Annotated in this window: 22 protein-coding genes and 1 tRNA gene; 11 read left to right on the plus strand and 12 right to left on the minus strand. The window is 42.4% G+C overall.

Going from position 1 to position 25,699, the window contains the following annotated elements; genetic code table 11:
* Window positions 1-67: 67 nt before the first annotated feature.
* The 5 genes from napH to SULKU_RS03520 all read right to left on the minus strand — a co-directional run bounded on the left by napH (window position 68) and on the right by SULKU_RS03520 (window position 5,595).
* Window positions 68-892, minus strand: coding sequence for a quinol dehydrogenase ferredoxin subunit NapH (gene napH / locus SULKU_RS03500; RefSeq protein WP_013459552.1), 825 nt, complete (start codon window positions 890-892; stop codon window positions 68-70).
* Window positions 892-1,704: a ferredoxin-type protein NapG gene (napG, locus tag SULKU_RS03505; protein ID WP_013459553.1), complete on the minus strand. Its 813-nt coding sequence runs from the start codon at window positions 1,702-1,704 to the stop codon at window positions 892-894. Before napG ends, napH begins: the two co-directional genes overlap by 1 nt.
* A 2-nt stretch (window positions 1,705-1,706) precedes the next feature.
* Window positions 1,707-4,493, minus strand: coding sequence for a nitrate reductase catalytic subunit NapA (gene napA / locus SULKU_RS03510; RefSeq protein WP_013459554.1), 2,787 nt, complete (start codon window positions 4,491-4,493; stop codon window positions 1,707-1,709).
* A gap of 218 nt (window positions 4,494-4,711) precedes the next feature.
* Complete coding sequence (locus tag SULKU_RS14240) at window positions 4,712-5,119, minus strand: c-type cytochrome (RefSeq protein ID WP_013459555.1); 408 nt, start codon at window positions 5,117-5,119, stop codon at window positions 4,712-4,714.
* A gap of 32 nt (window positions 5,120-5,151) precedes the next feature.
* A complete protein-coding gene (locus SULKU_RS03520) occupies window positions 5,152-5,595 on the minus strand; it encodes a hypothetical protein (RefSeq protein ID WP_013459556.1) in 444 nt (147 codons plus the stop codon).
* Window positions 5,596-5,762: 167 nt separating this feature from the next.
* Between SULKU_RS03520 and SULKU_RS03525 the strand changes: the two genes are divergently transcribed.
* The 8 genes from SULKU_RS03525 to SULKU_RS03560 all read left to right on the plus strand — a co-directional run bounded on the left by SULKU_RS03525 (window position 5,763) and on the right by SULKU_RS03560 (window position 11,474).
* A complete protein-coding gene (locus tag SULKU_RS03525) occupies window positions 5,763-6,143 on the plus strand; it encodes a hypothetical protein (RefSeq protein ID WP_041666732.1) in 381 nt (126 codons plus the stop codon).
* Entirely contained in the window at window positions 6,133-6,720 is a 588-nt protein-coding gene (gene rsmD, locus SULKU_RS03530) for a 16S rRNA (guanine(966)-N(2))-methyltransferase RsmD (protein ID WP_013459558.1), read from the plus strand. Before SULKU_RS03525 ends, rsmD begins: the two co-directional genes overlap by 11 nt.
* A 51-nt stretch (window positions 6,721-6,771) precedes the next feature.
* Complete coding sequence (locus tag SULKU_RS03535; protein ID WP_013459559.1) at window positions 6,772-7,818, plus strand: flagellar basal body P-ring protein FlgI; 1,047 nt, start codon at window positions 6,772-6,774, stop codon at window positions 7,816-7,818.
* On the plus strand, window positions 7,818-8,111 hold the full coding sequence (locus SULKU_RS03540) for a rod-binding protein (RefSeq protein ID WP_013459560.1): 294 nt from the start codon (window positions 7,818-7,820) through the stop codon (window positions 8,109-8,111). Before SULKU_RS03535 ends, SULKU_RS03540 begins: the two co-directional genes overlap by 1 nt.
* 66 nt (window positions 8,112-8,177) lie before the next feature.
* Window positions 8,178-8,384 (plus strand): flagellar biosynthesis anti-sigma factor FlgM, encoded by a 207-nt coding sequence (locus SULKU_RS03545; protein ID WP_013459561.1) that lies wholly within the window; start codon window positions 8,178-8,180, stop codon window positions 8,382-8,384.
* A gap of 15 nt (window positions 8,385-8,399) precedes the next feature.
* On the plus strand, window positions 8,400-8,831 hold the full coding sequence (locus tag SULKU_RS03550) for a hypothetical protein (RefSeq protein ID WP_245535160.1): 432 nt from the start codon (window positions 8,400-8,402) through the stop codon (window positions 8,829-8,831).
* A gap of 1 nt (window position 8,832) precedes the next feature.
* The gene (flgK, locus tag SULKU_RS03555) at window positions 8,833-10,680 is read left to right on the plus strand and encodes a flagellar hook-associated protein FlgK (protein WP_013459563.1); all 1,848 of its coding nucleotides are present in this window, start codon (window positions 8,833-8,835) and stop codon (window positions 10,678-10,680) included.
* Window positions 10,680-11,474, plus strand: coding sequence for an ABC transporter permease (locus SULKU_RS03560; RefSeq protein ID WP_013459564.1), 795 nt, complete (start codon window positions 10,680-10,682; stop codon window positions 11,472-11,474). Before flgK ends, SULKU_RS03560 begins: the two co-directional genes overlap by 1 nt.
* Here the strand turns inward: SULKU_RS03560 and SULKU_RS03565 are convergent.
* From SULKU_RS03565 to SULKU_RS03575, 3 genes are read right to left on the minus strand one after another with little or no spacing between them, the layout of a single operon-like run.
* On the minus strand, window positions 11,467-12,000 hold the full coding sequence (locus SULKU_RS03565) for a YfiR family protein (protein WP_013459565.1): 534 nt from the start codon (window positions 11,998-12,000) through the stop codon (window positions 11,467-11,469). The two genes, SULKU_RS03560 and SULKU_RS03565, sit on opposite strands and share 8 nt — an antisense overlap.
* On the minus strand, window positions 11,997-14,060 hold the full coding sequence (locus tag SULKU_RS03570; RefSeq protein ID WP_013459566.1) for a TonB-dependent receptor plug domain-containing protein: 2,064 nt from the start codon (window positions 14,058-14,060) through the stop codon (window positions 11,997-11,999). The genes SULKU_RS03565 and SULKU_RS03570 overlap by 4 nt, the downstream gene beginning before the upstream one ends.
* Window positions 14,057-14,596 (minus strand): acyl-homoserine-lactone synthase, encoded by a 540-nt coding sequence (locus SULKU_RS03575; protein ID WP_013459567.1) that lies wholly within the window; start codon window positions 14,594-14,596, stop codon window positions 14,057-14,059. Before SULKU_RS03575 ends, SULKU_RS03570 begins: the two co-directional genes overlap by 4 nt.
* A 153-nt stretch (window positions 14,597-14,749) precedes the next feature.
* Between SULKU_RS03575 and SULKU_RS03580 the strand changes: the two genes are divergently transcribed.
* On the plus strand, window positions 14,750-16,663 hold the full coding sequence (locus SULKU_RS03580; protein ID WP_013459568.1) for a putative bifunctional diguanylate cyclase/phosphodiesterase: 1,914 nt from the start codon (window positions 14,750-14,752) through the stop codon (window positions 16,661-16,663).
* A 74-nt stretch (window positions 16,664-16,737) separates the two neighbouring features.
* Here SULKU_RS03580 and SULKU_RS03585 read toward each other — a convergent pair whose 3' ends face one another.
* The 4 genes from SULKU_RS03585 to pyrF form a co-directional block, all read right to left on the minus strand.
* Window positions 16,738-17,949 (minus strand): EAL and HDOD domain-containing protein, encoded by a 1,212-nt coding sequence (locus SULKU_RS03585; RefSeq protein ID WP_041666733.1) that lies wholly within the window; start codon window positions 17,947-17,949, stop codon window positions 16,738-16,740.
* A 166-nt stretch (window positions 17,950-18,115) separates the two neighbouring features.
* A tRNA-Ser gene (locus SULKU_RS03590) sits at window positions 18,116-18,205 on the minus strand.
* 68 nt (window positions 18,206-18,273) lie between these two features.
* Window positions 18,274-18,420, minus strand: coding sequence for a hypothetical protein (locus SULKU_RS14970; RefSeq protein ID WP_013459570.1), 147 nt, complete (start codon window positions 18,418-18,420; stop codon window positions 18,274-18,276).
* Window positions 18,421-18,469: 49 nt separating this feature from the next.
* Window positions 18,470-19,153 carry an orotidine-5'-phosphate decarboxylase gene (gene pyrF / locus SULKU_RS03595; protein WP_013459571.1) on the minus strand — a complete coding sequence of 228 codons (684 nt, stop codon included), beginning with the start codon at window positions 19,151-19,153 and terminating at the stop codon, window positions 18,470-18,472.
* Between the two features lie 170 nt (window positions 19,154-19,323).
* Between pyrF and SULKU_RS03600 the strand changes: the two genes are divergently transcribed.
* Window positions 19,324-19,890 (plus strand): YceI family protein, encoded by a 567-nt coding sequence (locus tag SULKU_RS03600; protein ID WP_013459572.1) that lies wholly within the window; start codon window positions 19,324-19,326, stop codon window positions 19,888-19,890.
* Window positions 19,891-20,104: 214 nt separating this feature from the next.
* Window positions 20,105-25,693, plus strand: a complete 5,589-nt coding sequence (locus SULKU_RS03605; RefSeq protein WP_013459573.1) for an EAL domain-containing protein — start codon at window positions 20,105-20,107, stop codon at window positions 25,691-25,693.
* Window positions 25,694-25,699: the final 6 nt, after the last annotated feature.

Genomic DNA, 25,699 nt, shown 5'->3' on the forward strand with positions numbered 1-25,699 from the left:
TTGTTTTGAACGCCTAAGGAACACGTCCCTAAAGGCTTCGCTAGCCGCTATGGCACTAAAGTTTGCCTCAGAGTGAGGCAGATTTTTTTTGATTCAAAAAGCGAATATCAAAGTGCAAAGCGTCACTCTCGCACACTTCGATACAGCGGGCGCAATTGCTGCACTCACCCATCGTGACAAATTCGCTCCGTTTTCCGATCATATGCAAAACCGGTTTTTCAGGACAAATTTCCGTACATTTCATGCACACCGTACATTTTTCCTGATTGTGTTTCACTCGGATCAGACTGAATCGTCCGATAAGCGAATAAAATCCTCCCAGCGGGCACAGATGACCGCAAAAACCGTTTTTAGCTCCGAAGAGATCGAAGAGAAAAACGCCCGCAATGACTGCTCCGCCGAACCCGATCCCGAAAATGAGTCCCCGGTTCAGGATACCGATCGGACTGACAAATTCGAATGCGGCAACGCCGAAAATCGCCGAGAGGACGATACTAAGGGCCAAAATCCAGTAACGGAGATGACGACTGAGCACATAACGGTACTCTACTTCGTTTATCCGCAAAAGACGGCGAAGTCCGTTGGCCGCATCGGTAATCATGTTCACTGGACAAACCCAGCTGCAAAACGCCCGTCCCCCGATAAGGGCATAGAAGAGGGTAATAATACCCGCCCCGATGAGGAGATCAAGCCCTAACAGCGCCCCCGCTGCAGACATTTGCACGACGGCAAACGGATCGGACAGCGGGAGTGTCTCAAAAAGAAGCGAACTTCCGAGGTTCCCTTGGAGTATTTTCCATCCCCACACATTGGCAGCGAAATAGAGAAAAATCATCCCTATTTGACTCAAACGGCGAAGAATTAAAAATCGGTGTTTGAACAGCCATGTCATCAGAACTCCTCACTGTTGAGATAATCGATCGGTTTTTGCGAACTCTTCGGGGTTAGCGTCGTCTCACCGCCCCCTTTTTGATCTTTTAGGCGGTTCTCGTCCTGTGCGTCCCACCCTTTGATGTAGTTGCTGCCGGCTCTCCCTTTCGCAACAGCAAGCGGCAGAACAAAGATAGAGGCTTTGTCGGTCACGCACGCTTTTTCGCACATGCCGCACCCCGTACAGACATCGCCGATGACGCGCGGAGCCATAAAGGCGTGTTTGCCCGTCCGATCATTTCGGCTGGCATCGATCACGATCGCTTCATTGATGAGGGGACATGCACGGTAACAGGCATCGCACTGGATACCCCAAAACGCGATGCATTGATCCGCATCAATGACGGCAATCCCCATTGCGGCCAGAGTGATGTCAAGCTCTTTGTCCCCATTTTTTGTTATTGTACTAACGAACGATTCATCCAATGCACCGCTTGGACACACTGGAACACAGGGAATATCTTTGCACATATGGCACGGTATTTCGCGCGCTCTAAAATAGGGTGTTCCGATCGGAATATTATCACCTGCGCGGGCAAGCTTGAGGGTATCGAAGGGACACGCCTCGACACACAGCCCGCACCGTATGCAGTGGGATAAAAAATCCTCTTCCTTCAGTGCCGCCGGCGGCCGTAATACAAGCGATGCGGCACTGGCCTCATCGATATAGGCACTCCACGTCAATGCACCAAGCGTCGCCAGTCCGATCCCCTGAAGGGTCTGGAGCAAAAAGCGGCGACGTTCGTTTAACGGAGGGAGTTTATCTTTTGCCATGATTACGCCTTATAGACCTTGACCGCGCATTTTTTGAAATCGGTCTGTTTGCTGATCGGGCACGTTGCATCTAAGCACACTTTGTTGATGAATACTTTTTCATCAAACCACGGTACATAGACCAAGCTTTTCGGCGGGCGGTTTCGCCCCCGTGTCTCTACCCGCGCTTTTACTTTTCCGCGTCGGCTCTCAACCCATACGAGCTGACCGTCTTTTACCTCCATATCTTTTGCCGTATCGGGGTGCATGTAACAGAGTGCTTCGGGAACGGCGCGATAGAGTTCGGGAACCCGCATCGTCATTGTCCCCGAATGCCAGTGTTCTAACACACGTCCGGTACAGAGCCATAACGGATACTCTTTACTCGGTATTTCCGGAGGATCCATATACGGGTGGATGAAAATTTTTGCTTTGTTGTGCAGATCGATTTTCGGTTTGGTAAGATCCGGACCCTCTAGTCCCCCTTGCGGGATCACTTTGGAAAATTCTCCGTAGAAAGCGAAATCACGTCCTGTTTTTTTCGCATACGGATCGTATTTCGCATTGAAACGCCATTGGGTTTCTTTGCCGTTGACGACCGGCCATTTCAAACCGCGTACACGATGATAGGTATCGAAATCGGCCAAATCGTGTCCGTGTCCGAGGCCGAATTTACGGTACTCTTCCCAGATATATTTGTGGACGAAAAAGCCGTACCCTTTGAATGGCTTGCCGTCGCTTCCGAGGACGTTGCGTTTGTCGCCGCCCGATTCGGTGTTGTAAAACCCTTTTCCGATCGGATCGGGCCATTTGTAGCTGCGTGCCTCCGTATTGGCAAACAAGACCTCAAAGAGGGTATCGGTCGGTTTGTATCCCATCGCTTTGGCGTGATCCAAAACATCGGGGAGTTCGGTGCCGTTAGGGAGTTTCCACCCTTTCCACACCTCAGCGAGGGTAAAGCGTTTGGAAAACTCCATCGTTTGCCATAAATCTCCCATCGCTTGACCGACCGGAGTGACCTGCTGACGCCATTGCTGGGTTCGGCGCTCGGCATTGCCGTATCCGCCCCATTTTTCGTAGATCATCGCACTCGGCAGGATCAAGTCGCCCACTTTCGCGCTGATTCCCGGATAGGCATCGGAGACGACGATGAAGTTATCCATCTCGCGCGCCGCTTTGATCCAGTGGTTTGCGTTTGCCGTATCCTGCCACGGATTGTTGACCTGAACCCATGCCCATTTTATTTTGCCGTCTTCGAGATCACGCATGATCTGGACAAAATGGCTTCCGGGGACACCGTTGAGCGTACCCTCAGGAAGTTTCCAGATTTTTTCCGTCACGTCACGGTGTTTCGGATTGGCAACGACCATGTCGGCCGGGAGACGGTGGCTGAACGTCCCCACCTCACGCGCCGTACCGCAGGCTGAGGGTTGACCTGTGAGGGAAAACGCACCTGAACCCGGTTTGGATTGTTTGCCCAGAAGCATATGGACCATGTAGGATTGGGAATTTACCCAGGTACCTCGGGTGTGCTGATTCATCCCCATTGTCCAGAAACTGACCACTTTACGATTTTTTTCGATGTAAAGATCGGCGAGGGCTTTGAGCTTCTTTTTAAAGGTTTCGATATCTTCGTCAGGGTTCCCTTTAGCAACCGATGCGACATAATCGAGGGTGTAGGGGGCGAGTCCCCGCTTGAACTCTTCGAAACTGATAACCCAGTTCTCGCCTGCTGTGGCGTTGTGGGTCATTTTCATCGTTTCACCCGTTTGGTATCCGAACGGTGCCAGTGCCGGCGCTTCGAGACTGCTCACTTTTTTGGCGACCTCTTTGGCGACGGTATCTTTTTCCGATTCGCGGAATTTCGGATGGTTCGGATTGTTGCGCATTCCGTATCCCGTATCGACCCAGCTGGTGGCAAATACGGTGTTCTCTTTGACGTATTTCCAGTCGATGGATTCGGGAGCGTTGTAGACGATTTCTCGGGCGATGTAGTTCCAAATCGCCAAGTCCGTGTTGGGACGGAAGATGATCTCGATATCGGCTAAATCGGACGTACGGTTTGTGTAGGTCGAGAGGTTGACGACTTTGACTTTGGCTTTATTGGTGAGTTTACGATCCGATACCCTCGACCAGAGTATCGGGTGCATTTCGGACATATTGGCCCCCCATGTCACAATCGTATCGGTGAGTTCGATATCGTCATAACAGCCTGCTGGCTCATCGATGCCGAAGGTCTGCATGAACCCGGCAACCGCCGAAGCCATACAGTGACGTGCATTAGGATCGATGTTGTTAGAGCGAAATCCCCCTTTCATGAGTTTGAGTGACGCGTACCCCTCATGAATTGTATATTGCCCCGATCCGAAAATCCCAACCGACGTAGGACCGTTTTTACCATAGGTCTCTTTGAATTTGTCACTCATAACGTCAAAAGCTCTCTCCCAGCTTACCGGCTGAAATTTTCCTTTTTTATCAAACTCTCCGTTTGCATTGACCCGTAGTAACGGTTGCGTTAAACGATCGCTTCCGTACATAATTTTCGCTAGAAAATACCCTTTGATACAGTTGAGCCCTTTGTTCACCGGCGCTGCCGGATCCCCTTTGACGGCGATTATTTTATCATTTTGGGTCGCGACCATAACACCGCATCCCGTTCCGCAAAACCGGCATACCGCTTTATCCCAGCGCCAGCCGGACTCTCCCGTTTTGGAAGCGGCCTGGACTTCGCTCGGCAACACCATCCCTACTGCCGTTGCAGCAGCAGTTGCGGCACTTGCTTTTAGAAACTCTCTACGACTCTCTTGCATTATTGATCCTTTTTAGCGGATTTTGCAGGATGATTCTAAACAAGTATTTGTTCAAAACTTGTTAGATTCATCTCGCAATTTTTAATATACGATAACCATTATAATGTAAGAAGAAGATTTAAAAATTGATCTAAATCAAGAGACGGAAGGGGGGCAAACAAAGTATGTGAAAAAGTCGATGGCAGTAAGGGATGAGGAATTCATTCCTCATCGACATATTATTTAAAGGCTACACCTTTATAGCGGTCTATAATCCACTCCGCAACGGCTTGGCGTTCATTTTCACTCAGTTTTCCTTTTAACGACGGCATGATTCCGAATTTCTCGATTGCCATCGGATGGCACATGCTGTATTGGACACTCGGGTGCTCGATATAGTCTTTGATAAAGGCAATGGTGACACGACGTTTGACATCGTCATCATCGTCGGAAATAACGATGTTTTCTCTTAATCGGTTGGACACTTCGTTCATCGGAGGCGCTTTAAGGGTATGCATCACTTTTAGCACCTCTTTTTTTTCTATAAGTTCCGCATGGCATTTCATGCAGTGCTTTTGATATACGCTGTAACCCTCAGAGGCATAAAGTCCCGCTGCGGTAAAAAGGATACTCAATAGTTTGTTCATTTGGTTGCTCCGTTATATGATTGATCTGTTTTTTAGAGAAATGATCGGATATGGATTGCCGTCCATAATATCGCCAGATTCAAGATGAAAATAGCGAGAGATCCTCCTCGCGAAAGGAATTTTTGGATAAGAGTCCGATGTTGCTTATGGGTTGCAAAAGCAATATAAAGATGGAGTGCCGTCGCAATGCTGAGCGATAACACCAATGACACTTTAATCGTTATCCACTGTCCTAAATCGGTCTCGGTATTCCCGATCATCGACAAAAGATCATAATGGTCTGCCAAGATTAAACCTGTTGCAATCAGGATGATAAGCCATACGGTTTCAAAATAGCCGTAAAAAGGGCCGATGGCTCCGTAAACGGCATTTTGTACACCCTTGTCTCGGATGAATATTCCAAGGCCGAATAATACGATACTGCCGCCTATCCACGCACACGCGGCGAGAATATGGATGTATAAGACCCATGTCACAGGTTCTCCTTTTGATTTGCGTGATTATAAAGTCCATTCGGACAATAGAGATTGACATAAATCAAGTCGTAATTGTTTTCGGCGCGGATTTTTATGTTTTGCAGGAGGTTAGTGTGCTAAAATACTTTTAAAAGTAAGAGCAAACTATTTTGTACAAGGTTAACGTCGTGAAAGTAGCTATTCAGTGTGATTCTCCATTGTTGCAACGTTCCTTGGAACTTTTTTTGGAGGGGAACTTGAGCTCTCTTCGTCAGTGCGATATTTTGATCCGTGACAAAAACATTCGGGATGATCAGTATCCGACGTTTGTAGTAGGAACGGAAGAATCCTCCGATTTGATCAAGCCGTTTTCAAAAGCGCAATTGCTCCATGCGCTGAATCAAATGGTTGAATCCCAAAAATATGCTCCTAATGCTGCAGAGGACGAACAACCGGCTTCAGAGGAAGGGGGTGTCAGTTTTGAGATTTTGGAACGCCATATCGACAAGCTGACACGCGAGTACCAAGCCAATATTCTCAAAGCTATACGGGCATTTTATGAAAAATAATCCAACTATTACCAAAAAAATCATTGCCGGAAAATTTAAAGGGAAAACCTTAAAACTACCCTCCAAAGAGACCACCCGCAGTTCAAAAGCGATCGTATTGGAATCGTTTTTCAATACGCTTCAGTTTGATATAATCGATGCCGTTTTGGTTGAAGTTTTTTCCGGAAGCGGCTCGATCGGGCTTGAAGCCCTGAGCCGCGGAGCCAAAAAGATCATTTTTATGGAAAAAGACCGCGATGCGATCCGAACGCTGCGTGAGAATATCGCACAAACCGACCCTTCGGCGTGCGAGGTGATCGAAGGGGACAGTTTCAGTAACATCGTCCATGTGAAAAAACGTCTTGCTGCGTCGGGTGAGAGCGCTTTTATCTATGTTGATCCACCGTTTGCTTACCGTGAAGGGATGGAAGAAATTTATGACAAAACGATAGAGATGATTGCTTCATTGCCCCTTGAAATGGCGACTTTGATCATTATTGAGCATATGAGTACACTCGAACTTCCCGAGTCTATCGGCCACTTCAACCGGCTGAAATCGAAACGATTCGGAAAAACTTCGTTAACTTATTACGCTTAACACCATTATTGGAATAAACATTGCTTAATCCTTTTATCATAAAGGATGGGCATGAGAATCTTCGTACTACTTTTTTGCTTACTAACCCTCGCCCAGGCGGCGCGCATCAGCGAAGTCGCTAATATCGTCGGTGTGCGTGATAACCAGATTATCGGTTATTCGCTTGTCGTCGGTTTGAAAAAGACAGGTGACGGAACGACCTCTAAATTTACCCTCCAATCGATTGCCAATATGCTTAAAGCGATGAATATCGATATGAATCCGGTTGATATCAAATCTAAAAACGTTGCGGCGGTCGTCGTAACGGCAAGATTCGCCCCGTTCGCCCGACAAGGGGATGCGTTTGATGTTACCGTTTCTTCTATCGGGGATGCGAAATCGCTCGAGGGGGGGACATTGCTGATGACCCCGCTTAAAGGGGTTGACGGAAAAATCTATGCATTAGCGCAAGGTTCGATCAGTATCGGCGGCAAAAATGAAAAAGGTGCCGGTGCCGAATCGCATCCGACGGTTGGGATGGTATACGGCGGCGGATTGGTGGAGCGTGAAATCACTCAAGACCTCTATCACCAAACCAATGCAACTTTGTCATTAAAAACAGCCAATTTTGAAAATGCTGTTAATATTCAAAATGCCATTAATGCCAAATACCGAGGAAGTGTCGCTTCTGCTGTCGATCCGCGAACTATCAGTTTGCAACTTCCAAAAAACAAATCGATGGTAGAGTTTTTAGCGGAAGTGCAAAACCTTAATATCGATTATGCGCAAGATCAAAAAATTATCATCAATGAGCGTACCGGTACTATTGTCGCCGGTGTTGATATTGAGGTAAAACCGGTAGTTGTTACCCAAGGGGATATGACGATTAAGATCCTTGCACAAAACGAGGTTTCAAAACCTGCCGGAAGTGTAGCCATGGACAAAAGTCTTGTAATAGGGCTGAATGAAAACGAAGTCTATACCGAAAAAGGGACGACGACGGTTGCCAATATCGCAAGGTCGCTTCAAAAACTAGGGGCTTCGCCAAAAGAGATGATTTCAATTTTCCAGGCGATGAAAAGTGCCGGAGCTATCTCAGTTGATTTGGATGTAATCTGATGGACATAGCAAACGTACAGTATCAAAAATCGCTTCCGACAATAGGGACGAAAGACGGTGATAAAGCTTTGAGGGAGAAAACCGATCAATTCGAAGCCATCATTATCAAAATGATGCTCGATGAAGCGATGAAAGACGAGAAAAATGTCTTTACCAGTGCCAACGATCCCGGTGATAAAATTTTTAAATCGATGTACCGTGAAGAGTTATCCAACGCAAGTGCAGGGGGATTTGGGTTTTCTCAAATGCTTTTTGAAAACTTGAGTCAAAAGGGTGCAAAAACAGAGAAATAGATTAAATTATTATTGGTTTTTGCCGATATGGTTGTATATACCATAAATGGATAACAAGGATTCACCATGATTTCAAGTGTGAACGGATCGCTGCGAAAAGCGACATATCAAGAACCGGCAGTAAAAAATAAAGAGCAGGAAAAACCGGCTCAATCTGTTACAAAACAAGGTGACACAAGCCGAATCGAAGAGTTGAAAGCCTCTATCGAGAAAGGGGAATACCGTGTCAATATCGAAGAGTTGGCGAAGCGTATCGCGCAAGAGCTGACCTAACTAAAATAGGAGTTTATGATGTTGTCTTATCAGTTGCAAAGTGCTATCAAAGATCTTGAAACTCTCATATCTTTGTCACTGGAAGATATTGACGATATCAAAGAAGCGAAGCACAATCCACAATTTGACCGCTTAGCAATCAAAGAAGAGAAGATCAAAAGCTTTGAACAAAAAAAAGCGATGATTGACCGCGAAATTTCAAAACTTATGACACAAAATCCGACTGCCCCTCTCTCTGAACTCTTAGACACCGAACAGCATCAACAGCTCGACGCATTAAAAGAGAACCTCTCGCGCCTTCGCGAAGTCAATCAAAAATACGCAAAAATGGTTTTAAGCGTAGGTTCTTTTTATAATGCGCTGCTGGAACGGTTGGTTCCTACGCAGATGCAGGGTTATCAAAAAGTGGCTAGATCAGAAGCCTCATTTTTGGAAGTGCGGGCATAAAATGGCATCCATATTTAATGCGTTACATATCGGATACAGCGGGCTGAATGCGGCCCAAATCGGTATCGATACCACTGGGCATAATATCTCCAATGCCGAGACGGAAGGCTACACACGCCAACGTGTCGTTACGGCGGCTGCGGCACCGTTAGGGGTAGACCCGGGTCAGCGCGGCGGCGGAACTCAGGTCACGGATATCACACGTATTTTCGACAGTTTTGTTTATGCACGATACACTACTGCTGCTCAAAATAAAGAATATTCCGATACGCTGAAAAAAAATCTGGAAGAACTTTCTACCTATTTTCCCGAAATCGATAAAGTCGGTATCAAAGATGATTTGCAAAGCTATTATGATATGTGGCAGTCACTGGCCAATAATCCGAGTAATACATCGTTAAAAGTTGCTTTGGCACAGCAGACGCAAACACTTACACAACATATTCAGCAGACGCGCAGTCAAATTTCTACGTTGCAAAACTCATTGAATGATCAAGTTAAAGTCAATGTCGATGATATCAATCGTATCGGGCAACAAATTGCGGACTTAAATCTTGAAATAGACAAAGCAGAATCCGGAGGACTCAATCACGCAAATGATTTGCGCGACAAGCGGAATCAATTAGAGTTGTCCTTATCAAAACTAATTGACGCAAAAGTCTTTGTCGGCAACACAAAAACAAATAACGTCATTGATTCGAATATTGCCGAAAAAGAAGGCGGTTATGTTATTCAGGTAGCCGGATTTAACCTCGTCGACGGGGGCTCTTTTCATCCGATAGGCATTGACAGTACTTCGAATAAGAACGGATACAATGATTTATATTATGAACGCCAAGACGGTGTAAGATTTCCGTTTGCTAATACTGTCACAGGGGGAAAACTCGGTGCTTTATTGGAATTGAGAGGTTCTACGATCGGAACAAACGGAGAATTTGAAGACGGATTTTTGCAAGAGACGATTAATAATCTTGATTCTTTCGCCCAAGGCTTAATCGAATCGACAAACAATATTTATGCCCAAACCGCAACAACGTCAATGCAATCCAATATTCTGAATTTTTCAGATAATCAATCGATCCTGAGTACCGATGAAAATTTCAAAGCGGGAACTTTTGATTTAATTGTGTATGATATTGACGGCAATGAGGTCGGCCGTCGATCGATTTCAATCGATAACGGAACCTTAATAAACGATACTCCACAGACGAGCAACAGTATTGTCGGGCAGATTAACATATCCCAAGATGATAATAACGATAATAATTCGCTGAATGACATCGATGATATGCTTGTCGGGACATTTAACAATCAGCAGAATATTTTCCAAATTAATATTAAAGCAGCCTTTGAGGCACAAGGGTACAGTTTCGCTATTGAAGACCACGGGACAAATTTTGCCGGTGTGACAGGGGTAAATCGCTTTTTTGACGGGAATGATGCCAAAAGTATCGCGCTGAACGGTGACTTACAACATGATATGAGCAAGATCAAAGGGTTTAAATCTCCTGCAAACGGGGATAACCAAACCGCTTTGGATATGGTACAGCAGCAATTCGCATCCGTCACCTTCGGTATCGGCAGATCCAAATCGACGGATACGATATACGGATATTTTGATAATCTGGTCACACGAGTAGGGACAAGAACAAATTCGGCCATAGTCTCAAATGATTCGATAACGGCGCAATTCAACTCAATAAAGCAAGAACAAGACTCAATAAGCAAAGTAAGTATCGATGAAGAGATGGCTAATCTGATCCGCTATCAGACCTCTTACGGTGCTGCGGCTAAAGTAATCACGACAATCGATCAAATGATGACTACCCTTTTGGGTATCAAGGCATAATGCCGTTAGTTAGTATATCCGTACTGATCGGAGTGATCCTTTTTTCATTTATCGGGCCGTATTTTTATCCGGCCGATCCGCTTTATTTAGATCCGAAATCCATACTGCTTCCTCCTTCGATAAGTCATTGGTTCGGTACCGACCGATTGGGGCGCGATTTATTGGCACGCTTGATGGAGGGGGGGCAGATATCACTTATTATCGGCTTTATGAGCGCTTTTATCTCAACGCTGATAGGGCTTATTTATGGTGTGAGTGCCGCATTTCTACGCGGAGGGTATGACAAAGTTTTCATCGTTATGGTTGATTTGTTCTTGACGTTTCCTACGCTCTTTTTGCTATTAACATTAGTCAGTTATGTGAACGCATCTGTTTGGGTACTGATTATGATTATTTCGGTGACGGGATGGATGGGAACCGCACGGTTGATCCGTTCTGAAAGTTTTGCGATTGAGACAAAGCCGTTTATTAGAATACTCACTATCGGAAACGTGCATCCGCTTAAAATAATGTTCAAATATTATGCCCCATTATTGGCTCCGATCGTTTTGGTGAGCTTTACCTTCGGAGTAGGGGGGGCGATTTTGGCGGAATCGGGACTTTCTTTTTTGGGTCTGGGTATCGTTGCGCCGCAAATGAGTTGGGGAAGCATCCTCAGCGGCGGCAAAGAGGTAATCGACATCGCATGGTGGGTTAGTTTCTTCCCCGGTTTGATGATCTTTATCGTTACCTTTGCATTGATGAATATATCAAATGCCTTGCAGTCTCGTATGAATCAGAAAGAGCTTAGATAAGCCGAGCCATTTCCAAAAGGCTGTCAGGAAATGAATATCGGTTTTCTCGAAGTGCTTTGGAATTGATCAAAATAACTGGCGCCCGTTCCATTTGAATAGAGAGTAAAAGACCGTCATCCCCTAGCTTATCCGCATCATAAAGGGCCGTGATCGCTCCCGATGATCCGACCGCATTGTGAACCTTTTTAAGCTGAGACAGGCTTGCTTTGAGCGCATAAATCAGATGATACGCGTTGGATGCATCGAGTTTATCGAACGGAAGAGTAGTTACTGTAATCGGATGTCCGTTTACCTTTCCGTTAAATTTAGTCATTAGGATTTTTGTACACGATTCTGCAGTATCTTCATCTCCCCGCTCATAGGCAATTAAAATTTTAAGGGGTGATTTGCCATGAGAAACAAGCCCTTTTTCAAGCATAGCAATTTTCGGTAATAAAGATAGATGTGTATCGAGCAAAAACGGATCATACGTTGCACTCCAGCCGAGCGTGTTGAAAAAAAGTAATAGACTGGTAATGTATTTCAAAATGTTCCCCTTACGGTCACTAAGTAGGTACGTCCGGTTGCTGGGTAATCATCATTAAAGGTTCCCTTTGGACTTGGATAAAGTTCAGTTTCATTGAACATATTTTTTAGTGTCAATTGGACTTCACTGTGAAAACGAGGGAGTTTATACCCGATAGAGGTATCGACGATACCGATGGCTTTCATATCGGCTCTCGAATCGCCTATTTCTCTTGGCGTTGCACTTTGCCATCGCCCGGAAAGGGATGTATACCAGGTTTCATTGAGAGTTTGAGTGATAAATCCTCGTGCCGTATCAGACGGTGCATTGGGAAGGGTCACCCCATTGCCGTCTTCTGCCCAAATATGGGTATAGGCAGCGTAAAAAGAGGTATCATCATAGCGTTTTCGCCACTCTGTTTCAAATCCCTTAATGAGACTTTTTGATCCGTTAATATATTCGTAACGTGTTGCCGGTGTATTATATTGCAGATAGATCTGGTCCTTGTTATCGAGGCGGAATAGATTGAATGAGAGAGTATGTTCCGTTTCAAACTTATGGATGTATTGGGTCTCATACGCCATGACGGTTTCAGGGTGCAGGTCAGGGCTCCCCCAACGGGCTCTATTATTGAGGGTAAACATTTCCTGCCATGAGGGATTTCTATGGGCGCGTGAGATGGAAAACTTAATCAGGTTATTCGGATCAAGTGTATAAACGGCCGCAAGACGCGGATCGATTTGTGTCGCCAATCCGTTACGGTGATCGAGCGTGAGGGAAGCATAGCCGATTAGATTCGTACTTAGAGGACGTTCATACGTGATGTATGCCGATTGGTTGTTGATAGAGCCATCGGGATTGAAAAATGGGAGTGTCGTTGAGTAATCACTCAAGCCGCTTCCGCTGTCTCTGTCGGTAGTGAGCGTTTTTTCTGAGGCAACACTGCTCCATGTAGCGTTGAGCCCGACAGTCATATCTCCTCCGTATACGGAACCGGTAAGGGTATTATTGAGCTGATAGGTTCGGATAAAGGCTTCATGAATACCGTAAAAACCGTCCAAATATGTGACAACAGTTGTTGGTGGAGTCAATGAGGGGAGTCGTAATCCTTCGGGTGCCAGAAGCTGGTGACTGGTAAAGCTGTCTTGTGTCATCGCTGCTTGAAACGTTCCCTCAAATTCTCCCGCACGGTAATGGGCACCGCTGCGAATGTGCCATTGATCAACGTTGTAGTGATCCCCATCAAAGGATAAGGCATAATTGATCCCTCCGCCTGAGCCGTGTCGATAGGTGGAGAACCGTCCGTCGGCAAAAAAAGCCCCTTTACTGATGCTGGCCGATACCATGGTTGCATCCGTTTCTGATGGGGCATTGCCTGAGCGAGATAGTGATGCGTTGGCTGCACCCAGAAGATTATTGGAAAGACCGTCTTTTCCATACGAGAGGGCAAGATTATCGTGTACGGTATAAATGTCCGCCGCAAATGTGAAATCGTTATCTCTCATGGCAAAAGAACCGCCGACTTTACCGGTACGGTTGTTTCCCGCAGAGGTAAACCAGCGACCGTTATCACCGGTAGACATTTCCGCTTTATAGGTTGTGATGATGATCGATCCGGCATAGCCGTAATGACCGTTACTGTAACTTCCCGGACCTCTAACAACTTCAATCCGTTTTATCATGTCGATCGGCATACTCAGATAGGCGGTATAGCCGTCAAAAAAAAGGTCATTGACTTCGACACCGTCAACGACGAGCTTGCTTTGACCGTAGGCTACCGGATTGGAACCGCGAAATACGGGGTTGAAGAGGGACAGGTTGTCACTGGCGATATTGACACCGGCGACCAAACTAAGAGCCTCTTTGAGGGAAGATGCTCCGGCACGGGAGAGCTCTTCACCGTCAAATACACTCATGACATAAGGGAGATAATCGATATTGGCACGTTGATCTTTTGCACTCTGTGCGATGGTATTGATCTCGTCGGTGAGATTCGATAAAAGGTTGGAATTCGTTTCTGCTTCAGCCGAAAGAAGCGAAAAAGGGAGTAATAATAAAGCGAGAGAAAATCGGGTTTTCATTGTTGCTCTTTTAGGTTTAAAAGGACGGGAAGGCGTTCTGCACCAATTAGATATTGAATCGGACCTATCGGTCGGTATGGAAGAGATGCATAGTTGAGAAGACGCAAAAAACTAGGTTCAACTGCTCCAATGAGTTGAAGTATGTTATGCTCAGAGGCAATTTGATTGATCTTATGTTGCATGATTTGTAGAACCTCTATGGTTTTTTTGAATGTTCTGTAGGTTGCGGCGACTGTAATCCGCGAAATTTCGGCAGTTCTTTCATTATGTACAAGTTTTTCTGAATCAATGCGCATAACATTAAGTGTCGGTAAACCTACCGTGTCATTTGGAAGAACAAGGCGGCATGAACCAACCAAAATATCTTCATTCCAAACACCTAACAAAAGCGAGTATTCATCATAGTGGTCATACTCGATCTCTTTGCCATCATCTCTGGGAGCAAAAAATTTGAATTCATCTACAAAAATAGAATACCGTTGATGCAAAATAGCGTGACGCTCTTCTTCTGTAAATGCTGTTTTACATTCTAACAATAATATCCTTTTTTAATACTTATCTAAAGATAGTCAATAAATAGTTAATGGGTGCTGAAAATAATAAAAATACAGGCTAAATTCAATCTTTAATAGGATAAAATGACATAACGTATGAATATATATTCGAAATAGATTTAATAAGGCTTTTTAATGATATTGCTTTCAAAATCACGTCTTTCCTATAAAATAGTAGGATCATTGATTTTGATTTTTCTACTGACTTTTATGACACTTGGAATGGTAGTCAGTATGGTATTTGAGAACACCATTTTGGTTTCGGAAAAGCAAAAAGCTGATTTGTTATTGCGAACCATTGAAAAACCGCTTCAAATCGCCCTCTATCTCAAATTTTATGATCAGATTGAAGAGAAAGTGTCTCCTGTGGTTTCGGTACCGGATGTGACAGAGTTGGTTATTTCCGATCAGAATAAAAAACAATTATATAGCTATAAAAGCAAAGATAATATGATATCCAGACACGAAGCGATAAGTATGATTCACGAGATCAAAGAACCGACGAGCGGGCAATTGATGGGAACAGTCACGTTACGTTACAGCGATTTGGCGTATGATGAAACACGTCAATCCATTCACAAAATCGTTTACGGTGTCGGAGCAAGTATCTTTGTGATTTTTTTCGTAGCCGTATGGTGGGTCCGCTTTCTTCTCTCCCCGTTGACTAATATTGCTAAAAAGGTTCGCTATTACAAGCCCGGAGATCAAATGGTTTTTGAAGAAGATGGGAGTGTTGAGATCGAACAGATTGTTACGGCGTTTAATGCGATGCAAAAAACAACTCAAACGTATCTTGAACAAATTGAGGCGATGAATGCTTCATTGGAAATTACCGTTCAAGAGAAAACCCATGAATTGGAAAACCAGTATTATCTTGATAGGCTCACGGGCTTGCCGAATCGATATCGATTGCAAGAGAGACTGGAACAGGGAGAGACGGTTGCCCTGGCGATTGTGAATGTGGATGATTTTAAAGAGGTTAACGATTTCTTTGGGATCTCTATCGGCGATGAAATGTTGATACAAATCGGAATATGGCTCCAAGAACTCTCCGGCAGTTGTTATCGTTTAGGGGGCGATGAGTTTGCATTGATTTTCAATGAGCTTTCTCAAAAAGAGCTGGAACACCGGCTAAACATGCTGATAAAGTTTTTGGATGAAAAAACATTTATGGTCAAAGAGGAGAGTTTGAATATTCGTGTGACTATCGGTGTAGCGATCGGAAATGATAAAGTGCTAACACAGGCGGATATTGCTTTGCATCACGCTAAAGAGAACAAAAAACAGATCGCATTTTATAATGAAGACGAAGGGGTTGAAGAACATTACCGGACGAATTTGACAATGGCCTCACATGTACGAAGAGCCTTGTTTGACCGTCGAATTATCTGCTACTATCAACCTATAGTCAATATTGAGACGGGAGATATCGTTAAGTATGAAACGTTAGTGCGAATGATCGATGAAGAGGGAAATATCGTACCGCCGATGCAGTTTCTCCCTATTGCGAAACGAACCAAACTCTATCCGCAAATTACGTTGGAAGTGGTTTATCAGGCATGTACCCTTTTCGCTTCCCGCGATGAAGAGTTTTCGATCAATCTTTCAGACAGTGATATACGTAACCCTCATACGGTTAGTGAGATCATCAAAACAATTATCGAAACGGGGACGGCATCTCGGATAGTATTTGAGATTCTAGAATCCGAGGGGATAGAAAACTACGATGAGGTGACACGCTTTATTGCCCAGGTGAAAGCGCTGGGGGCAAAAATCGCTATTGATGATTTTGGGACAGGGTACTCCAATTTTGAAAACATATTGAAATTGGGGGTTGATTATATCAAGGTAGACGGATCATTGATCAGAGAGATTGCCGCTAATCCGCGTCATCGTATTATTGTTGAAACAATTATTGATTTTGCGAAGAAAATTGATGCTAAAACGATTGCTGAGTTTGTTTCGGATGAGACAATTTACAACACTATCGAAGAGATGGGTGTCGATTACTCACAAGGTTATTTTACAGGTAAACCTGCTTTCCTATAGTTTATTTACATAATGAGTATCGTGTGAACATACTCAAATGTTTTCTATTTATTTTATATTTGACTTTAAATTGATTACAGTTTGTCATGATCGATAGGTATATGACTCAGCTCCAATGTATAAAGGATGAGGGTAATATCGATTTTTTCAAAGTTATTGCATAGAAGCCTTTTTAAATATTCTCTTTCGGAGTATTCTGCCTTTTTAAAACTGGACAAAAATTTTCCTTTGTTTGAAACGACAAGATCTGTGATATCTTTATCCATTTTGATATCTTTCATTACACTTTTGATGTCTGTTTCAAAAAGAGCTCCAAGCATAGAGAACATGCCGGCAAGGTATGCTTTATCTTTTTCACTGTGATGGGCTTCTTCTTCCATCCGTTCGGCTCTTCGGATCGCAATATTCATGATGCTTTCGGATATCGGGTTTTTGGAAACTTCGGCATAGAGGTATAACAGAAGCCATCGTAGCAGTTTGTCTCTTCCAAGCAGTGTAATGATCTGTGTGATCGACTCGACTTTGGTGTCAAATTTTCCGTGGTTATTGATAAATTTGATCAATTTGTAGGACAAATCGGCTCTTTGCTTGATATAGGATTCTATCTCGTGGGTAGAGCCTTCGTTTTTAATCAATTTTATTAGATGCAGAATAATGATTTGGGTAGCATCTTTATATCGGTCCATCTCTACCACTTCAGGTTTGTGGAGATGGTATCCCTGAAAGAGGTCAAACCCCATTTCTTTATAATATTTATACTCTTCTTCCGTTTCAATTTTTTCAGCGAGTACTCTGATTCCCATTTGTTTTATTTTGGACATAACGTTTTTTAAATTCTCATCGTCTGCGGCTAGAATATCCATTTTTAGAATATGGATATATTTTAAGATAGGGGTGAATTTTTTGATCATTTTCGCACTGCAGTCAAAATCGTCAATAGCGATTTTAAACCCTCGTTTGTGGTACTGTTTGATTTTGGCAATAACCGGCTCACTCAAATCCGTTGTTTCTAAAATCTCCAGTACAAACCGGTCTTTATCTAAAATATCGATAATTCCCGATGTAAAGATATGTTCGTCGAGATTGATGAATGCTATTCCGTCTTTGCCTAAAAGCTCATCGATATTTATATTCGTCAGAGTATTTAAAAGAACTTGGGAAGTGGCACGAATATTCGTTGGAAATTCTTTGATTCCATGTGCATGATCTCTAAAAAGCAGTTCATAGGCAAAAACTTTGCCGTTTCGGTTGAATATTTTTTGTTTTGCCAAATATACGGTATTCAAAAGGGATATCACTTTATGTTTATTTTTTATTCTTAAGTATTATATCGGTAGTTATCAGTATAAAATGAAAGTATGTTCCATTTATCATTATTTCTAATGAATATTAAAGCTACTTACTGATTAATTTTTAAGTCTTTTGGGAGTTCGTTATGCAGGAATCTTACAGTGGCGGACGAAGAGAGATTTGAACTCTCGGTACCGTTGCCAGTACGTCTCCTTAGCAGGGAGGTGGTTTCAGCCGCTCACCCATTCGTCCATTTTGTAAGAGGGCGTAATTATAATTACAGGTAGATAACAAGCACCTTAAAGTGGTGCTTGTTTGCATTAAATTGCGGGAGAGTTTTGAGGATTAGCAATAATTTGATCCAAAAGGGCTTGTAATTGCAGTGCAAGAGCTTCATTCGTTGCTTTTGCTTCGGCAATTTTCTCTTTGAGTTTTACAACCAGCTCGATTTTATCCATAAATTTCATGCAGACTCCTTGCAGGTATTTGAAAAAATAAAGCAAGGAATATTCCAATTTATAATCGAGCGAGAATTTTCTCCACCACGGCGGCAGGATCGACAGCTTTGTAGATAGGACGTCCGACGACGATAAAATCGACTTTTTCATCCCGTGCAATTTCAATCGTAGCAACACGTTCCTGATCTCCGGCATCTTCTCCGAACGGACGGATTCCCGGAGTGAGGGTAACAAAAGAGTCGGATGTTATAGATTTGATCGAAGCACTTTCATAGGCGCTGCAGACGACACCGTCTAACCCCGCATCATGAGCATCTTTTGCAAATTGGTCAGCTTTGGTGGCAATGGTTTTTCCGTATATGTGACTAAATTCACCCTCTTCAAAAGAGGTCAGTGCGGTGACAGCCAGGACGATTGGCCGTTTTTCATAGGCTGAGAGCCGTTTCATCACTTCATGCATCGCTATGCGCCCTGCGGAGGCATGGACATTGAACATATCGACCCCCAGTCCCATGATCGATTCAGCGGCATCGGCCATCGTGTTGGGGATATCGTAGAGTTTCAGGTCTAAAAAGATTTTAAATTCGGGATTGATCGTTTTAATCGCATCGATAAAAGGTTTTCCGTCCCGGATATAGGAGCGAAGGCCCACTTTGAGCCAAATCGGATATGCTTTCAGTTTCTCGACCAGGGCTAAATTCTCTTCCTGGCTCGGTAGATCAAGTGCGACGCATAATTGCATGATAAGCCTTTAGATAATGATGATAAAAGTATAGCCAAGTGAAGTTTTGAAAGGCTTTAGAAGTGTGTGCTGTAAAAAGTATTAAATAAATCGTCTATTCAGATACGATTAATATTCCATTGACAAAAATAGCATACAATGTTCGCAGATTAACTCTAAAAGGATTCACAATGAAGAAAGGTTTTTTTGCAAGCGTTTTGTGCGGGTTACTAATGAGTGCGAGTGTTGCTTCTGCTGCAGTCTATAAAGTAGATCCTTCCCATTCGACTGTGGGTTTTAAAGTCAAGCATATGATGATCAGTACGGTAACGGGAAAATTTAATAATTTCAGCGGAACCTACGATTTGGAAAAAGGGCAGTTTAAATCACTCAGCGGCAGTATAAAAGCCGATTCGGTCGATACGGGAATTGCAAAACGCGATGACCATCTTCGCAGTGCCGATTTCTTTGATGTGGCACATTTTGGGGATATTACGTTTGTAATGACCAGTGCCACAAAATCCAAAATGACGGGGAATTTGACGATTCACGGAATTACCAAAAAAGTGGTTTTGGATGTTGATATGGGCGGTGTTGTTGAAGATCCGTGGGGTAATCAACGTTCCGGTTTCGTGTTGAACGGAAAAATCAACCGCAAGGATTACGGATTGAATTGGAATAAGGCGATTGAAGCGGGAGGCGTCGTTGTCGGCGATGAGGTGAAAATTATCGTAGAAATCGAAGGGATTGCAGAATAATAAATACATTCATCCCCCCGCAATGGTGTGGGGGAGTCCGTGAAATTATCGAGTAAAACATTAAACTTCTCCGAATATACCCCATAATAAAACATCAGAAATTATAATTTGTTTGTTTATAATAAAAAGTAATATTTGTGATATATTTTTACAACGCACTTTGGCATAATTATTGATATAATGCAGTAACTATGTAATCTTGGTCGTACATGTAATGAAAATAAAAAATTATAATGTTCTCTCTACTCTCTACAATAACGGACGGACAATTGTCTATCAAGCTATTTCGCCAAATGGCGACATAGTAGCAATCAAGACAGTCCTCGATGACAGTGACCAAAATTATGCCAATAAGTTATACCGCGAATTTTCCATTGCAAAAAATCTAAACAATAAATTTACGGATCATTATATTGAATTATTGGAAGAGGACAAGATATATTTGGTCAAGTCTTTCGAATCGGGTAAAAATTTATCAGACGTAATCCCCTCTGATGGGATGGACATAGATACTTTTATTGCGTATGCGATATCGATCACGGAAGCGATAGACTATATACATCAAAACAGCGTTCTCCACCTAGATTTGAATCCGGGAAATATCATTTGCAATGAAGTCCAAAAATCGATCAAATTGCTTGATTTCGGTGAAAGTATCTCCAATATTAATATCAATAAATCTCCCCAAAAAAATATTCAAATAACGGGGGGTGCCGCATATTCTGCACCGGAACAAACCGGATTATCGAATCAAAATCTGGATGAACGAAGTGATCTCTACTCACTGGGTGTCGTTTTTTATGAAATGCTCAGCGGGAGACTGCCGTTTGAAGGGGAAAATACTATCCAAATGGCACATGCTCATTTAGCACAGATCGCTGAAGATTTGCATACAATAAAACCCTCTATTCCTATCGTTTTATCAAATATTGTTAAAAAACTGCTGGCAAAAGATAAGCATGAGCGATATCAGCATGCATTTAGTCTAAAACACGATTTAATACAATTTTCCCAAGACCCTTCGGCCGATTTTCTCATCGATAGTCAAGATATATCGGATAAATTGATTTATCCTCAAAAATTATACGGCAGGGACCAAGAGTTAGCGTTAGTCAGCAACAAAATAATGTCGGTTATCGGCGACAAGCCTAAACTCATGATGATCAGCGGATATTCCGGTATCGGGAAGTCTTCATTTATTAGCGAATTAAGTCCGGTTGTGCTTAGAAAAAACGGTTATTTTGTAAAAGGGAAGTTTGATCAATACAATCGTACGACTTCGTATGTTGCGTTTGTTCAAATTTTTATGAATTTAATCAATATCATAAATAGCATGCCGCCAGATTTAAAACAAAAGAAAATCAATGAACTGATTGAATTTTTGGGCGAAAGTAAAAATGCGTTAATTAAAATTATCCCTGAATTAAAAGTATTTTTCAAAGTAGACCATACCCCTATTGTCGAGCAGGCACAGTTAAAAAATCAGCTATTTATTGCGGTTGAACGCTTTTTCGGCTTTTTTGCCTCACAAGAGCATCCCCTCGTCGTTTTTTTAGATGATATGCAATGGGCCGATTTGGCATCGCTTGAGATATTAGAATTGATCTATGCTTCAAGCAAACTGGAGAGTTTTTTAATTATCGGCGCATACAGAAGCAATGAAGTCTCATTAACACATCCTATGAAGTTGTCGCTTGATAATATTGCCAAAAAAATAGGACATGTTGAAGATATCGAACTCCTGCCGCTGGATATAAGTGCCGTCAATCAGTTATTACGTGACATGTTGAAGAAAGAAGATGTTGAAGCACTCGGACAGTTACTGATTCAAAAAACAGAAGGCAATCCATTTTTTCTGAAACAATTTATTTACACTATGGCAAAGCGTGATTTATTGCGATTCAATAACGATACGCGCTCTTGGGAATGGAATATTGAACAAATCAAACATGAAGATTTGACAAACAATGTTATTGACCATCTTGTATCAAAAATCAGTACGATGTCCGAAGATGCCCAAAACTTTATTAAAACGGCATCGGTACTCGGAGATACATGTGATATGGAGGTGATCTCAACGTTAAGCCAAAGTGAGCCGGAGAGTATTGATCACATTGTCAGTGAAGTATTTTATGAAGGTATGATGGAAGTCTCTACCGATGAAAGCATGATCGGCATCAAGATGGTTCAATATTGCCATTTTGTGCATGATAAAATCAGACAGGCTGCCTATTTAATGTTGAGCTTAGAAGAAAAGCAGCAGACCCATCTAAAAGTTTTAAAATATTTTCTGATGCAAAAAGAACAGTCGCCAAAAGCGATTCTCGGGACGGCAAAACATATTATAGAAGTTGTAGATCTTATAAAAGAAGAGGAAGCCGAATTTGTTTTGAGCATCCTCAGTCAAGCCTCTCATCTCGCAAAAGAATCTTTGGCATACGAAGAGGCGATTAAGTACGCTCAAGCCGCGATTTCCCTTTTCCCTGAGAACAGTTGGCGTGAAAATTATGAGATCACCTGTTCGATTTATCTAAATCTCCTGGAATCATTAAGTCAAGCACGAAGATATCAAGAGGCTTTAGTGCTTTTTGAACAATTGCTCTCTAATGGGCTTTTGAAAAAAATCGATATCGCAAAAATATACAATCTTCGTCTGACCTATCACTTTTCACAAGGGCTGCTCTCAGAAGCCATCGAGGATGGACGCCAAGCACTGCGGGTTCTCAATCAAGAGATTCCGAACGATACGTCAGAGTTACTGCTTTTGAAAAAGGATGAGATCGATTGGCTGAGCTCAAATATCAAATCGATTGAAGATCTTCAATACCTAAATGAGATGGAAGATGAGACTATTGAACTGTGCATGAATATTCTTGTCAATATGGGAATTCCCGCATTTGTCAGCAGACAAGATATGTTCGGTGTCGTAACGCTTAGAATGGTTCGTCTTTCTTTTCTATACGGAAATTGTGATGTTTCCCCATATGGATATATGCTCTGCGGAATGATTATCGGTGCGGGACTTAGACACTATGAAGAGGGATACCGATACGGGCAGGTTGCAATAGCGCTTCAGGAAAAGTTTGATAACAAAGCTATTGAATGCAAACTGCTGCGTGTATACGGAGCGTATGTCGCCTCATGGGTACAACCTCATGAACAAACATTGAAAATTCTGCATAAAGCTTACATGTCGGGTGTTGAAAACGGAGACTTTTCCTATTCGGCCTATTGTGTCAATCATATATTTACGCGGGAATTTTTATCAAGTATCTCATTGGATATTCTGGAGCAAAAGGCTGTCAGTTATGTTGACTTTATCACCGAGTCAAAAGAGCCCTATATCTTGGAGATACAATACCTTTTTATCAATATCGTTAAATGTCTGCGCGGTAATACGTATGCCTTAAACTCGTTAAGCTCAGAGGCGTTCGATGAACATAAAGTCGTTGAAGATTTAATACGGATAAATTTTAAAACACTGTTGGCCTATTACTATATTTATAAATTGCAGATTTGCTATATCCATGAATATTACGGTGAGGCGGTAGAACACGCTATCAATGCAAAAGAGTATCTGGAAAATATAAAAGGAAATATCCTTGAAACGGAATGGACGTTTTATTATGCATTATCGGTGTTCAAACAATCGTCCGGTACAGTTGAACAGCAGGATATCGATTTATTGAGCGGTTTTGAAAAGAGTTTTGAACGGTGGGCTGAACTTTGTCCCCAAAACTTCCGGGCGAGATACCTTATCATTAAAGGGATTAACGCCTATAGCCATACCTCTTTCGATGACGCGTTTAAAAACTTTGAAGAGGCACTCAGTTATCAAGATGAAAGTGCTCCGACCCTTTTAAAGGCGATAACGTTAGAGTTAATGGGAACATGCTGGGAATCAAGAAGCAACTGGCGTATTGCCAAAATGTATCTGCAAGAGGCGTATACGATCTATTATAATCTGAAAGCTATTGCAAAAGCAAAACTATTGTTCAATACCCAAAGCGAATTGCTGCATCGTGAAGCTCAAATTCAGGTGAGTGTGACGCCGAGTCCTCAGAATACGAATGATTTAAATATTTTTGATGAAGATACCATTTTAAAAGCGACGCAATTGATTTCAGGAAAAGTCGATAGATCCGAGTTAATAGAGAAATTTACCTATATCATTGCGCAAAGTTTCGGAATTCAGATCGGAGGATTGATCTTAAAAGAGAATGATGCGTTTTATTTGGAGGGATTGTTCAATATTAATGATAATCCGAAAATAATCATCGATCATCAACCGTTGGATGTATCCAATGCAATACCGAAGTCAATCGTAAATGAGGTACTAGCCAATAATAATGTTCTCATTGTTGATGATGCGTTGAATGACGCAAGATTTGCCATGGATCAAATCGTCATAGAGAGAAAAATTATTTCCGTTATCTGTGCACCCATCTATTTGAAAGATAAACTCATTGGATTGGTTTATATGGAAAACAACCTTATAAAAGGTTTTTTCGATAATACACGTGAAAAAGTTCTCAATATTTTGTTAACGCAAACGGCAGTCACGTTGGAACTTGAAAGTTTATACTCCCACGATAAACTCACAGGGTGCCTCAGTCGGCAAAAATTGGATGAGGTGTTGATGAAAAATGATTTTTCCGCCCTTTTACTGATAAATATCAATAATCTGGATTCGGTCAATTCCACCTACGGATATGCAATCGGAGATGAAATTCTAAAATCGTTTGTAAATTTTTTATATCGTTTATTAGAAGATACCAAGTCTTTATTCAGGCTATCAAGCGATGAGTTTGTTGTTATAGTCGATAAAAACTCTTCGACCGATAAGGAAATGTTAGCGGCTACTATTATTAAATCGTTGCAAGACTACAAATTTATAATCGAAGATTTCTTAATCATTTTATCCTGTACGATCGGGATAACGGCTAACACTGTTGAAGACTCAGATGAAAGCCCTTTGGTTCGTGCGCATGCCGCTATGAAAGAAGCCCGACAATCAGGGACTAATAAGTTTCTGACCTATACTTCTGATTCTCTGTTTATCAGGCATCAGAAAAACAATATTGAGTGGATGCTAAAAGTAAAAGACGCGATAGCAAATAATGTAATCGTCCCTTTCTTTCAACCCATTATTGACAATGAAACCAATCAGATCGTGAAATACGAATGTTTGGCGCGATTGGTCGAGAACAGCAATATTATAGCCCCTATCCATTTTATTGAACCGGCCAGACTTGCGGGGCTATTACCTAAAATTACCGAAATCATATTTGCAAAATCGTTTCAATACTTTCAAGATAAGAGTTACGACTTTACGATCAATATTTCAGAGGAAGATCTAAAAGAAAAATATCTCCTTGATCTGCTTAAAACATTGACGCAAAAACATAATATTGCTCCGAATCGGGTAACATTGGAGATTTTAGAAAACATTTCGGCATACGAAAGCGAAGCGGCGATAGAACAGCTGTTGGAACTTAAAATGAACGGTTATAAAATTGCTTTGGATGATTTCGGCAGTGAAAAATCCAATTTTTTAAGACTTCAAAAAATGAATGTCGATTATATTAAAATTGACGGTTCGTTCATCAAAGATATTCATGAAAACAAAAATAATCTCAATATTTGCAAAACGATTGTCCATTTGGCGCAAGCCCTAAAATGTGAGGTTATCGCCGAATTTGTTCACTCGAGCGATGTCCATGAAGTCGTCAAACAAATAGGGATAAAATATTCCCAAGGATACTATTTCGGAATGCCGAAAGAGGGGATAGTCGACGTTTAGCCGAGC

This window comes from Sulfuricurvum kujiense DSM 16994 (genome assembly GCF_000183725.1).
GTDB classification, from domain to species: domain Bacteria; phylum Campylobacterota; class Campylobacteria; order Campylobacterales; family Sulfurimonadaceae; genus Sulfuricurvum; species Sulfuricurvum kujiense.

Excerpts from the sequence above, each read along its gene's own strand:
- napH (WP_013459552.1), bottom strand. The coding sequence starts at position 892 with ATGACATGGCTGTTCAAACACCGATTTTTAATTCTTCGCCGTTTGAGT.
- napG (WP_013459553.1), bottom strand. The coding sequence starts at position 1,704 with ATGGCAAAAGATAAACTCCCTCCGTTAAACGAACGTCGCCGCTTTTTG.
- napA (WP_013459554.1), bottom strand. The coding sequence starts at position 4,493 with ATGCAAGAGAGTCGTAGAGAGTTTCTAAAAGCAAGTGCCGCAACTGCT.
- SULKU_RS14240 (WP_013459555.1), bottom strand. The coding sequence starts at position 5,119 with ATGAACAAACTATTGAGTATCCTTTTTACCGCAGCGGGACTTTATGCC.
- rsmD (WP_013459558.1), top strand. The coding sequence starts at position 6,133 with ATGAAAAATAATCCAACTATTACCAAAAAAATCATTGCCGGAAAATTT.
- SULKU_RS03535 (WP_013459559.1), top strand. The coding sequence starts at position 6,772 with ATGAGAATCTTCGTACTACTTTTTTGCTTACTAACCCTCGCCCAGGCG.
- SULKU_RS03540 (WP_013459560.1), top strand. The coding sequence starts at position 7,818 with ATGGACATAGCAAACGTACAGTATCAAAAATCGCTTCCGACAATAGGG.
- SULKU_RS03545 (WP_013459561.1), top strand. The coding sequence starts at position 8,178 with ATGATTTCAAGTGTGAACGGATCGCTGCGAAAAGCGACATATCAAGAA.
- SULKU_RS03550 (WP_245535160.1), top strand. The coding sequence starts at position 8,400 with ATGATGTTGTCTTATCAGTTGCAAAGTGCTATCAAAGATCTTGAAACT.
- flgK (WP_013459563.1), top strand. The coding sequence starts at position 8,833 with ATGGCATCCATATTTAATGCGTTACATATCGGATACAGCGGGCTGAAT.
- SULKU_RS03560 (WP_013459564.1), top strand. The coding sequence starts at position 10,680 with ATGCCGTTAGTTAGTATATCCGTACTGATCGGAGTGATCCTTTTTTCA.
- SULKU_RS03570 (WP_013459566.1), bottom strand. The coding sequence starts at position 14,060 with ATGAAAACCCGATTTTCTCTCGCTTTATTATTACTCCCTTTTTCGCTT.
- SULKU_RS03580 (WP_013459568.1), top strand. The coding sequence starts at position 14,750 with ATGATATTGCTTTCAAAATCACGTCTTTCCTATAAAATAGTAGGATCA.
- SULKU_RS14970 (WP_013459570.1), bottom strand. The coding sequence starts at position 18,420 with ATGAAATTTATGGATAAAATCGAGCTGGTTGTAAAACTCAAAGAGAAA.
- pyrF (WP_013459571.1), bottom strand. The coding sequence starts at position 19,153 with ATGCAATTATGCGTCGCACTTGATCTACCGAGCCAGGAAGAGAATTTA.
- SULKU_RS03600 (WP_013459572.1), top strand. The coding sequence starts at position 19,324 with ATGAAGAAAGGTTTTTTTGCAAGCGTTTTGTGCGGGTTACTAATGAGT.
- SULKU_RS03605 (WP_013459573.1), top strand. The coding sequence starts at position 20,105 with ATGAAAATAAAAAATTATAATGTTCTCTCTACTCTCTACAATAACGGA.